This window comes from Methylonatrum kenyense (assembly GCF_023195885.1).
Taxonomy (GTDB): domain Bacteria; phylum Pseudomonadota; class Gammaproteobacteria; order Nitrococcales; family Aquisalimonadaceae; genus Methylonatrum; species Methylonatrum kenyense.
In genome coordinates this window covers 415,590-427,673 of the sequence record NZ_JALPKO010000001.1, presented here as the reverse complement: position 1 = coordinate 427,673, position 12,084 = coordinate 415,590, and the positions used below count along the sequence as shown (strand labels likewise).

General features: G+C 63.8%; 8 protein-coding genes. 4 read left to right on the top strand and 4 right to left on the bottom strand.

Annotation, left to right across the window (positions count from 1 at the left end):
* Nucleotides 1–783 (top strand): ABC transporter permease, encoded by a 783-nt coding sequence (locus M0534_RS01975; protein WP_248566777.1) that lies wholly within the window; start codon nucleotides 1–3, stop codon nucleotides 781–783.
* A gap of 9 nt (nucleotides 784–792) precedes the next feature.
* On the opposite strand, the gene M0534_RS01970 is transcribed toward M0534_RS01975, so the two are convergent.
* The 4 genes from M0534_RS01970 to M0534_RS01955 form a co-directional block, all read right to left on the bottom strand.
* Nucleotides 793–2,877: a putative bifunctional diguanylate cyclase/phosphodiesterase gene (locus M0534_RS01970; protein ID WP_248566724.1), complete on the bottom strand. Its 2,085-nt coding sequence runs from the start codon at nucleotides 2,875–2,877 to the stop codon at nucleotides 793–795.
* An 86-nt stretch (nucleotides 2,878–2,963) separates the two neighbouring features.
* Nucleotides 2,964–3,938 (bottom strand): alpha-L-glutamate ligase-like protein, encoded by a 975-nt coding sequence (locus M0534_RS01965; protein ID WP_248566723.1) that lies wholly within the window; start codon nucleotides 3,936–3,938, stop codon nucleotides 2,964–2,966.
* On the bottom strand, nucleotides 3,935–5,476 hold the full coding sequence (locus M0534_RS01960) for an inactive transglutaminase family protein (RefSeq protein ID WP_248566722.1): 1,542 nt from the start codon (nucleotides 5,474–5,476) through the stop codon (nucleotides 3,935–3,937). Before M0534_RS01960 ends, M0534_RS01965 begins: the two co-directional genes overlap by 4 nt.
* 474 nt (nucleotides 5,477–5,950) lie before the next feature.
* The gene (locus tag M0534_RS01955; RefSeq protein ID WP_248566721.1) at nucleotides 5,951–6,391 is read right to left on the bottom strand and encodes a DsrE family protein; all 441 of its coding nucleotides are present in this window, start codon (nucleotides 6,389–6,391) and stop codon (nucleotides 5,951–5,953) included.
* 191 nt (nucleotides 6,392–6,582) lie between these two features.
* Between M0534_RS01955 and M0534_RS01950 the strand changes: the two genes are divergently transcribed.
* From M0534_RS01950 to M0534_RS01940, 3 genes are all read left to right on the top strand, one after another.
* Nucleotides 6,583–7,683, top strand: a complete 1,101-nt coding sequence (locus tag M0534_RS01950) for an efflux RND transporter periplasmic adaptor subunit (RefSeq protein WP_248566720.1) — start codon at nucleotides 6,583–6,585, stop codon at nucleotides 7,681–7,683.
* A gap of 50 nt (nucleotides 7,684–7,733) precedes the next feature.
* The gene (locus M0534_RS01945; RefSeq protein WP_248566719.1) at nucleotides 7,734–10,841 is read left to right on the top strand and encodes an efflux RND transporter permease subunit; all 3,108 of its coding nucleotides are present in this window, start codon (nucleotides 7,734–7,736) and stop codon (nucleotides 10,839–10,841) included.
* Between the two features lie 331 nt (nucleotides 10,842–11,172).
* Complete coding sequence (locus M0534_RS01940; RefSeq protein ID WP_248566718.1) at nucleotides 11,173–11,934, top strand: SDR family oxidoreductase; 762 nt, start codon at nucleotides 11,173–11,175, stop codon at nucleotides 11,932–11,934.
* The last annotated feature ends 150 nt before the right edge of the window (nucleotides 11,935–12,084 follow it).

Genomic DNA, 12,084 nt, shown 5'->3' with positions numbered 1-12,084 from the left:
CTGACTTCCTTCGCAGCATCAAAAAATGCCGCCCAACGCCCGCTGGCGATCTGGCACCGCAATCTCCGTGTCTGGCGCAAGCTGATGTGGCCTTCGATTCTCGGCAATTTCGGCGAGCCGCTGCTGTACCTGCTTGCCTTCGGCTACGGCTTCGGCCGGTTGGTGGGCGATATCGGCGAATTGCCGTACATGGTCTTTCTGGCCTCCGGCATCGTCTGCTCCAATGCCCTGACAACCGCCAGTTTCGAGTCCATGTACTCGGCGTTCACGCGGATGACCCAGCAGCAGACCTGGGGGTCGATGCTGGACGCGCCGTTGACGGTCGATGACATCGTCATCGGCGAGATCTGCTGGTCGGCGACCAAGGCCCTGATGAGCGGCAGCGCGATCCTGGTGGTGGCGATGCTGCTGGGATTGGTGGGTGGCTGGCAGGCAGTGCTGGCGCTGCCGATGATTCTGCTGCTGGGGCTGTGTTTCGGCGCCTGTGCCATGGTTGTGACCGCGCTCTCGCCCAGCTACGACTTCTTCCTCTATTACTTCACGCTGGTCATGACACCCATGGTGTTGCTCAGCGGTGTGTTCTTCCCGCTGGACCAGTTGCCGTCGCTGGTAGCCCAGGCGGCGTACCTGTTGCCGTTGGCCCATGGTGTCGAGATCGTGCGTCCGCTGATGACCGGCGGCTGGCCATCGACGGTGCTGCCGCACATGCTGGTGATCATCGCCTACGGCGGGGCCGGCTTCTGGCTGTCGCTGTACCTGCTGCGCCGGCGGCTGGCCAGTTAAACAGGGAGCTTAGCCGCTGTTCTCCCTTGCGACTGCGGTCGGGCCGAAGCGGCGCATCAACTCGTCCACCGGCGTCGGGCGCGCAAACAGGTAGCCCTGCAGCCGATGGCAGCCATGCCGGGTCAGGAAATCCCGCTGTTCGGCGGTTTCCACCCCTTCGGCAACGATTTCCAGCCCCAGCGTACGGCCGAGCGTGATGATGGTCTCGACGATCGCGGAATCCCTGTGCCCGGTGGTGACGTCCCTGACGAAGGAGCGGTCGATTTTCAGTTGGGCCAGCGGCAGGTGTTTGAGGTAGCTCAGGGATGAGTAGCCGGTGCCGAAATCGTCCAGCGAGAAGGTGACGCCGTGTCGACGCAGGGCGCGCATCTTGGCTACAACATCACGTTTTTCCAGTTGCAACAGCACGCCTTCGGTGACTTCCAGCGACAGTTTGGCAGGCTCGGCGCCGGCGTGTTTTACGGTCTGCAGCACGCGGTCGACGAAATCCGCCTGGTGAAACTGATGGGCGCTGATGTTGACACTGACTCTGATCCGGCTCCAGAACGGGTCGTGTGACCAGGCGGCCAGTTGGTCGCAGGCCTGGACCAGGACTTGTTCGCCAAGCTCCAGGATCAGGCCGGTATCCTCGGCCAGCGGGATGAATTCGGTCGGCGATACCAAGCCGAATTCGGCGCTGTGCCAGCGTGCCAGGGCCTCTACCGACCGGATCCGGCCGTCCGCATCGCAGAACGGTTGGTAGTGCAATGCGATCTGTTGATGTTCCAGGGCCGTCCTGAGAGATAGTTCCAGGCCTGCCCGGCGTGCCAGCAGCGCCTCGGAACCCGGATCGAAGAAGCGGGTGGTGTCGCGGCCGGCCGCTTTGGCGTCATACATCGCCAGCTCCGCACGGCCCATCAGTTCAGATGCATCCGTGGGGCGCTTGGTTTCGCTGAGCGCAATACCGATGCTCGGCGTGCTGAAAATGCGCCCGTTCTCCAGCAGATAGACCTCGCGCAGGCGCTCGACCAGCCGTCCAGCCGTTTCCTCGGCCTGTTCCCGTGCCGTCTCGACGTCGCCGGCAAGTCCGCCCAGCAACACCATGAAGGCATCACCACCGCAGCGGCCCAGGTAACCCTGCTCGCCGATCACCTCACCGATGCGTTCCGCCGCCGTGCGCAACAGCAAGTCACCCACATGGCGGCCGCGGGTGCTGTTGACTGTCTTGAAATGGTCCAGATCGATCAACAGTACCGATGTGCACTCACGGTCCAGCAAGCGCCTGCGCAGCACCCGCTCCAGCGCCGTACTGTTGGGCAGCCCGGTGAGACGATCCTCGAACGCCAGTCGCCGAATCTCGGCCTCTCGCCGGCGACGCCCGGAAATGTCCTGCACGACGCCAACCATGCGCTCCAGGTCGCCGTTAGGGTTGCGCCGGAACTCCCCCCAGCCGGCGATCCAGACGATCCGTCCATCCGGATGCACCACGCGATGCTCGTGCTGATAGCGTTTGCCGCTACGAAATGCTGCATCGATGGCTTCTTCAAGCGCCGGCATGTCGTCCGGGTGGATGCGACTGGCAAAGCTGGCGAAGTTGCCGTCGAACTCACCCGGCTGATAACCCCAAAGCTTTTCGTGCTGCGGCGACCAGATCAGGCGATCGCGCACCACGTCCCAGTCGAAGGTGCCGAACTGGGCGGCCTCCAGTGCCAGCCGCAGCCGCTCCTCGCTTTCGGTGACCGCCGCCTGCCATTCGGTGCGGTCGGTGACGTCCTGCGCCAGCACCAGCTCGGCGGCGCGTCCGGCGAAATCCACGCTATGGGAACTGATCTCGACCAGTATCGTTCTGCCGTCCTTGAGCAGATGGCGCCAGATGCCGGCCGCATCGAAGCCATCGGTGACGTTGCGGACGTTCTCCAGCAGGGCGGGCACATCCTCGACGGGCCGGATGTCCCTGATCGTCATCGCCAGGAATTCGTCGCGGGAATAGCCGTACCGGGCTACTGCGGCGTTGTTGACGTCCAGAAACTGCAGCGTCTCCAGATCGTAGACAAACATTGGCTGCGGGTTGGCCTTGAACAACCGCTCGTAGCCCTGGCCGGAGGAGTCGTTCATCAGTGCGCCGAGGTGGCCTCTGAGTGTGTCTGGTCAGTCATTGCACGATAATGTCAGCAGAAAGGCAGGTCCAGCCGTGCTGTACGTCACGCAATGACGGTCTGCGGCGCCGGCGGATTGTTCTTGGCGAACAGGTCCTGGGTAATCGCCACCCGCTGTCTCGGGTCCTCCGGGATGTCGTCCAGTGCCTCGACCTGCTCCAGGCGCCTTAGAAGGCTACGTCGGTTCGCCAGCTGAATGCTGAGGCCCGGGCGGGCATTCAGCTCCAGCACCATGGGACCCTGATGCCGGTCCAGCACCACGTCCACGCCGAGGTAGCCGAGATCGGCCAGGTGGTAGCAGCGAGCCGCCAGTTCCAGCAGCGTGCCCCATTCGGGAATCCGCAGGCCGGCGATGGGGTTGCCGGTATCCGGATGCTCGTCGACGAAGCGTTCCTTCCAGACTGCCGTTGTGGTCAGCCCGGTACCCATGTCCAGGCCCACGCCCAGCGCTCCCTGGTGCAGATTGGCCTTGCCGTTGGAGCGCCGCGTCGGCAGTCGGACCATGGCCATGACCGGTACGCCCTTGAACACCACGGTACGGATATCGGGCACCCCCCGATAACTGACTTCCTCGAACATGGGGTCGAACTGCACGCGTTGCTCGATCATCGCGCGGTCGGGCTGGCCGCCAAGACTGTGCATTCCGCTGAGGATGTTGGAGATGTGGTGGCCGACTTCCTCCATGCCCACCAGTACCCCATTGGCCAGGCGGAAATTCCCGCCGTGGCGGTCGGTGATGACCATGATGCCGTTGCCGCCACTGCCATGGGCCGGTTTGACCACGAAATCCTCGATCTCGCCAAGCATCCTCGGCAGCCCGCGAATCTGGTGCTCGATCTCGATGACGCCGTACAGGGTCGGCACATGAATGCCGGCGTCCTGGGCACGTCGCTTGGTGATCAGCTTGTCGTCCACCAGTGGATAGTTGCTGCGCTTGTTGTGCAGCATGACAAAGCGCGCGTTTCGCTCGTTCATGCCGAGGATGCCGGCCTGCCGCAGGGACTTGAACAGCCTGATCATTGTCGGTTTCGGTCCAGTATCAGGTGCCGGAAACGCCAGAGTTCGGTCAGGCGGTAACCGGTGTAGCGGCCCATCAGCAGCACCACCGCCAGCACAACCAGCAGCAGCTCCGGGAACACGAACACCAGGTGCCCGACCTGTGGCTGGAACATCACCAGATAGGCAAGGATGGCAACGATCAGGCTGCCGATGCCCTGACGTATGGCCTGCCCGGCCCCGTGTTCCTCCCAGACCAGTGACATCCGCTCGATGGTCATCGCCAGGATGACCATCGGGAATAGCGCAATGGACAGTCCGCGCTCCAGCCCAAGTTTGTGACTGATGATGCTGAACACCGCCATGACCAGGACCACGACAATCAGCACCGCGGCCAGTCGGGGCACAAGCAACAGCTTCAGGTTCTCCAGGTAGAAGCGAATCGCCAGGCCGATGGCCACAACCGAGGTAAACAGGAAAATGCCCCAGGCAAGCTGCGTTTCGCGAAACGCCAGCGCAATCAGGATGGGCATGAAGGTGCCGAACGTGGCAATGCCGATCACGTTGCGCAGGAACACCATCATCAGCGCGCCGATTGGAACCAGCAGTAGCAGGCGGTAGGTGTTCTGCGCCTGCACCGGCAGGCTGAACAGCGAGAAGTCCATCAGCATTGAGGTGCCGCGCTGCATGGCCCGTTGTTCGGCGACCGCGACGACCTCCCGCACCGTGCGCGCGGCAGCAAACTCGAGATCGCCGGAGGAGCCGCCGCTGACGCTCAGCGGGCGCTCGGATCCCCGCTTCCAGACCAGCACATTGGACGGGTATCCACGCTCCGCGGTCACCGGGTTGAACGGGATCCACTCGCTGCCGTTATGGACCTCAAGGAAGGTATTCATCTCGGCGCGTCGCATCCGGTCGCGGAGCGTCAGCACCTGGACTGCACGGGCCGGGATTCGTGCGCCGGCGAGGATGTCGATCAGGTTGTCGACATGAGCGGTTGCACTGTCGATGTCCCCGCGCAGTACCTGCACGTTTTCGCCGGGGTCGCTGCTGTTGTAGCGCAGCAGCAGGCGCCGGGTGAACGAGGAGATATCCGCCGACTCCTCGCGGACATCCTGCAGGACCGTGAGTGCGGCGGAGCCGAACGGTTCCGGATAGTCCGGCACCTCCGGGTAGCTTGGCGTCGGGCTGGTCATGTCCGTCTCGCCGTTCGCATCCTCGGCCAGTTGTATGCGGTAGTAGAGTGCCTGGTTGCCGCTTGCCCGGCGTGCCGTCCACATGGCGACGCGGTTGTCGCCCTCCCGGTCCCGCGCCAGGCCATACTGACCGGAGACAAAATCCTCGCCCAGCACATTGAAGCCGGGTGGGTTGTGGGGGATGGCCAGGTTGACCTGGCTCGGTCCACCATCGGCTTCGAACGTGATCCTGGCCTCTACCGTCCAGATCTGTGTCGTGCTATCCGGTGTGACCGGAAGCCCGAGGACCGCCATCTTGTACCAGGTGGCACCGCCGCCAATCGCGAGCAGGAGAACGGCCAGCAGCCTGAGATGCAGTTTGTTCACTGAGCGGGTCCATCCCGGCCGGCGCCGGATTCTGAGTCAATGCGAGCGCAGACAAGAAACCACGCTATCGGTTCGCGAGGACCCGACGGCGGACACTCACGCAAAGGGATCCAGCGAGTCATGAGCCGCGCGCGGCGACTGCCGGCAACACGGGTCCGTTGCGGGACTGCCACCGAAAAACCCCGTTTTTCCTCAAGCGACTGTGCCTGTGTTCCGACACCTGCGCCAGGTTACGTCTGCGCCGCACGGCCGCCGCACGGCCGTGACGCAGTGAGCCTTGCCCAGGAAAAGATTCAAACGCAAATCCAGGCGCGGGAATGCACCGGCGCATTCCTTGCGGATAGTAGCAGGTCCGACCACTCAATCAGTCTCTGCCGGCAGCTTGCCATGACCGCTTCGTCGTTCAATATGTCGCGAGACGACAACGTTGTCAGTGCTGCTGTACCCGCGGCGCCGAAGGTGACGGGTGAAATCTCAGTAGGAGAACCGGCGGATTTCACTCTTGGTGACCAGTTCGGCGAGCTCTTCGGCCGAGATCACGCTGGCGTCTTCCACCAGGTCGTCCTCGTCATACTGACCGAAGCGGGTGTTGGGAAGGAACAGATGGCAGACCTGGACGGTGGCACCAAGACTGACGGCTTCCAGCATCATTTCCTTGGGGCTGACATCCCGCGGCCGCAGGCTGGACGGGATGTTTTCCTCCAGCGCCAGTTCGGCGGCGTCACCGCACAGCACAATGCGCACTTCCTTGTCCGCCTGAACCAGTTTGGTGGCAAGTTCCATCGCCATTCCCTGTACCTGACCCTGGTCGGAATTGACATTGATCAGCACGGTTTCCGTCCCATCGTCGGCGAACACCGGCTGGCTGGCCAGCAACGGCAGGGCAATGAGCAGCAAGAACAGAATACGGGTCATCGAGGGTTCCTCGAGTTTGATGGAGCGAAAAGGGATACACAGAAGTGTACCAAACGACGAGGTCCGACTCTCACCTGATCCGTTACCGGTGCGTCCGGATCAAACGGTCGCCTGCCATGTCCATGAAGGAATGGGCTGATATACACTGTTGACCGGTTGGTCAGCTTCACCTTCACCGCAAGGACATTCATGTGACACGTCTCCTGCTGCAACTGGTCGCGGTCATCGCAATTGCCGTCGGCGCCTACTTCGCCTGGCAGTGGTTCGACACATCCGGTGCGGCTAATGGCGCGGCCGAGGAGCCACAGCAGCGGGGCGGAGGCCAGCCGGCGCCAGTCGATGTCGTCCAGGCCTGGCGCGGCACCATTCAGGAATCGGTACAGGCCGTCGGCACCACAGTTGCCCGCGAATCGGTGGACGTGGTGGCCGAGGTGGCCGGGCGGATCACCCGGATCGGTTTCGAAGAAGGCGAGCAGGTTGCCGAAGGTGATGTCCTATTCGAACTGGATCCGGTCCGCGAGGAGAGCGAGTTGCGTGAGGCCCAGGCCAACCTGCGCGACGTGGAACAGCGGCTGCGGCGCGCCCGAGCATTACGCGAGGATGGCAGTGTGCCGCAGGCTCAGGTGGATGAGCTGGACGCCTCTCGCCAGGCTGCCGAGGCCCGCGTGGCGGTTGCCCGCAGCCGGCTGCGCGATCGCCGCCTGCTGGCACCGTTTGATGGCCGGACCGGCCTGCGCGAAGTCAGTCTGGGTGCCTTTGTGGACCCGGGCACCGTGCTGACCACGCTGGACGACCTGAGTGTGGTCCGGGTCGATTTCTCGGTGCCGGAGCGTTTCCTCGGTGCACTGCGTCTTGGCCAGGGTGTGAGTGCCCGCAACGTCGGTTTCCAGGACCGCGAGTTCAGCGGCGAGGTGGCCCGGATCGGAACCCGCATCGATCCGGTCACACGCACCATTCGCGTGCAGTCGGAATTCGACAACGAGGATGGCGACCTGCGCCCCGGCATGTTCATGAACGTGCATCTGGTGCTGCGCGAACAGACCGACGCGGTCATCGTCCCCGAACAGGCGTTGCTCACGGAGGGGCGCGCGCTCTATGCCTACGTGGTCAATGACGACAAGGTGAAGCAGGTCGATGTGGTCATCGGCCAGCGGCGCCGTGGCGAGGTGCAGATCGTCGATGGCATCAAGGCCGGCGACACCGTGGTGGTGGCTGGCCAGCAGCGCCTGCGGGATGGTGCCGAGGTGCAGGTCCGCCGCGAGATCGAGCGCGATGCGCTGGTGGAGAACTGACATGACACAGCCAGCCGTGGTCCTGTCCGTCCCGGTCGGAGTGGCGTGAGATGATTATCTCCGACATTTCCGTCAAGCGGCCGGTGCTGGCCACGGTGCTGAGTTTGCTGATCGTGCTGCTGGGCCTGGCCTCGCTGATGCAGTTGCCGATCCGCGAGTACCCGAACATCGACCCGCCGGTGGTTTCCGTGACCACCGAATACCTAGGCGCCGCGCCCGAGGTCATGAACAACGAAGTCACCGAGATCATTGAGGGTGCGATCAGCAGCGTCGATGGCATTCGCTCGGTGAGTTCCGCCAGCCGCGACGGCCAGGCCGAGACCACCATCGAATTCAATCTGGACCGCGATATCGATGCCGCCGCCAACGATGTGCGCGACGCGGTCAGCCGCGTGACGGCGGATCTGCCGGAGGACGCCGATCCGCCGGTGGTGGAGAAAACCGATGCCGACGCCCGGCCGATGATGTGGCTGACCCTGTCCTCGGACACCATGTCGCCGGAGGAACTCACCGACTACGCCGAGCGCAATCTGGTCGACCGCATGTCGGTGATCGACGGCGTCGCCCGTATCCGGATCGGTGGCGAGCGACGCTATGCCATGCGCGTGTGGCTTAACCGCGAGGACATGGCGGCGCGCAACGTCACTGTCGCCGACATCGAGGCGGCACTGCGGCGCAACAATCTGGAACTACCCGCCGGCCGGGTGGAATCGGACCAGCGTGAACTGACCATCCGTACCGATACCCGGCTCAAGGATGCCGAGGAGTTCGCCAACCTGGTGATTCGCCGCGATGACGGCTATCAGCTTCGGCTGGGCGAGGTGGCGCAGGTCGAGCGCGGCGTCGAGGATGATCGAACGTCGCTGCGCACCAACGGCGAGCAGGCGGTGGGCCTCGGCATCGTCCGTCAGTCCCAGTCCAATGTGATTGCCGTCTCCGACGGCATCCGCGCCGAGATGGAGGCCATCGAACCCGGCCTGCCCAGCGGCATGCGCATGGAGGTCGGCTACGACGAGTCGATCTTCATCCGCGAGTCCATCCGCGAGGTGCTGATCACCCTCAGTATCGCGGTGACCATGGTGGTGCTGGTGATCTTCGTGTTCCTGCGCTCGATCCGGGCCACGCTGATACCGGCGGTGACGATTCCGGTGGCGGTGATCGGCGCCTTTACGGTCATGGGGCCGCTCGGTTTCTCGATCAATGTGCTGACGCTGCTGGCCCTGATCCTGGCCATCGGCCTGGTGGTGGACGATGCCATCGTCATGCTGGAGAACGTGCAGCGGCGCATCGACGATGGCGAACCGCCGCTGCTGGCGGCGTACCGTGGCGCCCGGCAGGTGGGCTTCGCAATCGTTGCCACCACCTTGACGCTGGTGGCCGTGTTCGTACCCATCGCCTTCATGCAGGGCAATGTCGGCCGGCTATTCACCGAATTCGGCCTGGTGCTGGCGGCGGCGGTGATCTTCTCCAGTATCGTTGCCCTGACCCTGGCGCCGATGCTGTGCAGCAAATGGCTGCGGCCGCCGGAGGGGGCGGGCTTCCTCTACCGGATCACCGAACGCGGCTTCCGCGGCCTGACCAGTGGCTACCGCTGGCTGCTGGTCAAGGCGCTGAATGTCCCGCTGGTAATTCTCGCGGTCTGCGGGGTGGTGGGGCTGGCTGCCGTGCAGCTGATCAATGTGCTGCCAGAGGAACTCGCGCCCACCGAGGACCGTGGTGTCTTTATCATTCCCAGCTCGGCGCCGCAGGGCTCGTCGCCGGCCTATGTCGACGCGCAGTTACGTGAAATGGAGGAGGTGCTGAGTCCGCTGGTGGAGCAGGGCGATGCCTTCCGCGTGCTCACCATCTCCGGTTTCCGTGGCCAGATCGACCGGCCGATTACCATTGTCGGCCTGCGTCACTGGGACGAACGCGAACGCTCGCAACAACAGATTGTCGGCTCGATTTTTCCGCAGTTGCTGGGTCTGCCTGGCATGCAGTCGTTCGCGGTCAACCCGCCTGGACTGGGCCAGAGCGGTTTCGAGGCCCCGGTGCAGTTCGTCATCGGCGGTTCGGAATACAGCCAGGTTGATGAATGGGCGCAACGCGTTATGGCCCGGGCGCGGGACGAGAATCCGCGGCTGCTGAACATCGACAGCGACTACGAGGAAACCCGGCCGCAGCTCAATGTGGTCATGGACCGGCAGAAGGCGGCGGATCTGGATATCGCCGTCGATGACGTGGGTGGCGCGCTGCAGACCATGTTCGCCTCGCGCCAGGTCACCACTTATCTGGACCGTGGCCGCGAGTATGACGTGATGCTGCAGGCCGGGGATGCCGACCGGGGCACGCCATCGGACCTGGAAAACATCTTCGTTCGCTCTGGCAACAACGCCGCGTTGGTGCCCCTGTCCAGCGTTATCCGCACCGAGGAACTGGGTTCGGCACCGGTTCTGAGCCGGGTCAACCGCCTGCCGTCGGTGACCATCACCGCCTCGCTGGCCGAGGGCTACGACCTGGGCAGCGCACTGAATTACCTGGAGCGCATCGCCGCCGAAGAACTCCCGGACGAGGCCCAGATCAGCTACCTGGGGCTGTCACAGGAGTTCATGGAAACCTCCGGCGCCATCTACCTGACCTTCGCCATGGCCATGGTGGTGGTGTTCCTGGTGCTGGCCGCGCAGTTCGAAAGCTTCGTTCACCCCGGGATCATCATGTTCTCGGTGCCGCTGGCGATCACCGGCGCGCTGGCCGCCCTGTTTTTCACCGGCATATCACTGAACATCTACAGCCAGATCGGCATGATCCTGCTGATCGGCCTGATGGCCAAGAACGGCATCCTGATCGTGGAATTCGCCAACCAGTTGCGCGATCAGGGCCGCAGCGTGCGTGAGGCCATTGTTGAAGGCACCGTGCTGCGCTTCCGGCCGATCCTGATGACCGCCATTTCCACGGTGTTCGGTGCGCTGCCGCTGGTGTTGTCCACTGGTGCCGGCGCCGAGAGCCGCACCGCCATCGGTATCGTGATCATCGGCGGGTTGGCGCTGGCGACCATGCTGACCCTGTTCCTGACCCCGGTGCTGTACGATCTGCTGGCCCGCTTTACCCGCTCCAGCAATGCCGTGGCCGCGGACCTGCGGGAGCTGGAAGCCCGCGAACGCCAGGCCGGACCGGCCTGATCAGTCGTCCGAACACTTAAGGAAACACTGATGTATTCGCACGTCGGCGTTGGAGTCCGCATTTTTCTCCGAGGCAAGGCGCGCTGCGCAGCACCGCAGTCATTCTGCGGTCAAGCAGCGCAACACAGCATTCGGGAAAAATGCGGCCCAACCCGAAGGGCCCGGCCGGTTTTGGCCCCTGGCTGTGTTGCGCCACCGGGCCGGTAGCGACGGCTACCGAACCGGCACCGCGCCTTGCCAGCTGACCAAAACCGGTCTCGGGCGCAGACGCGGGAATACATCAGTGTTTCCTTAAACCTGACCACTCAAGTCTTTGGTAAATGGAGACCTCATGGATCGCATTGCCCTGATCACCGGCGCTACCTCCGGTTTCGGCGCCGCCACGGCCCGTCGTTTTGCCGCCGACGGCTGGAAGCTCATTCTCACCGGCCGCCGTGAGGAACGGTTGCAGGAAATGGTCGACGAGCTCGGTGGCCCCGACCGGGTGCTGGCGCGGCCGATGGACATGCGTGACCGGAAGGCGGTGGAGCAGGGCCTGGGGGATCTGCCGGAGGCCTTCGCTTCGGTCGAGCTGCTGGTCAACAACGCCGGCCTCGCCAGAGGTCTGGAGCCGGCCTGGGAATACGATGTCGACGACTGGGAAGTCATGATCGACACCAACATCAAGGGCCTGCTCTACGCCACCCACACCGTGCTGCCGGGCATGGTGGAGCGAAACCGTGGCCACATCGTGAACCTGGGCTCGACCGCCGCCAGTTGGCCCTATGTGGGCGGCAATACCTACGGCGGAACCAAGGCCTTCGTCCAGCAGTTCACCCGCAACCTGCGGGCCGACCTCACCGGCCGCCCGATCCGCGCCACGCTGATCGAGCCGGGTCTGTGCGAAACCGAGTTCTCCATCGTCCGCTTCGGCGGCGATGCCGAGAAGGCGAAATCCCTCTACGCAGGCAAGGGCCCGATCCGCCCCGAGGACATCGCAGAGACCATCTGGTGGGTCGTCAACATGCCCGCCCACGTCAACATCAACCGCATCGAGATGATGCCGGTCAGTCAGTCATGGGCCCCGCTGTCGGTGACGGAAGTGAAGAAATAGCCGCTCCCGCGCGGCGGTTTTCGGACGAGGAAGGTGTTCGGTTTACGGACGAAAAGGCTCCTCGGGTTTCCGTGTGCCGCGCGTCTTCTGCCGCCGTAGGGTGGGATTAAGCGCAGCGAATCCACGCGTGCTCTGAGGCCTTGAGGATTC

Excerpts from the sequence above, each read along its gene's own strand:
- M0534_RS01970 (WP_248566724.1), bottom strand. The coding sequence starts at position 2,877 with ATGAACGACTCCTCCGGCCAGGGCTACGAGCGGTTGTTCAAGGCCAAC.
- M0534_RS01965 (WP_248566723.1), bottom strand. The coding sequence starts at position 3,938 with ATGATCAGGCTGTTCAAGTCCCTGCGGCAGGCCGGCATCCTCGGCATG.
- M0534_RS01955 (WP_248566721.1), bottom strand. The coding sequence starts at position 6,391 with ATGACCCGTATTCTGTTCTTGCTGCTCATTGCCCTGCCGTTGCTGGCC.
- M0534_RS01945 (WP_248566719.1), top strand. The coding sequence starts at position 7,734 with ATGATTATCTCCGACATTTCCGTCAAGCGGCCGGTGCTGGCCACGGTG.
- M0534_RS01940 (WP_248566718.1), top strand. The coding sequence starts at position 11,173 with ATGGATCGCATTGCCCTGATCACCGGCGCTACCTCCGGTTTCGGCGCC.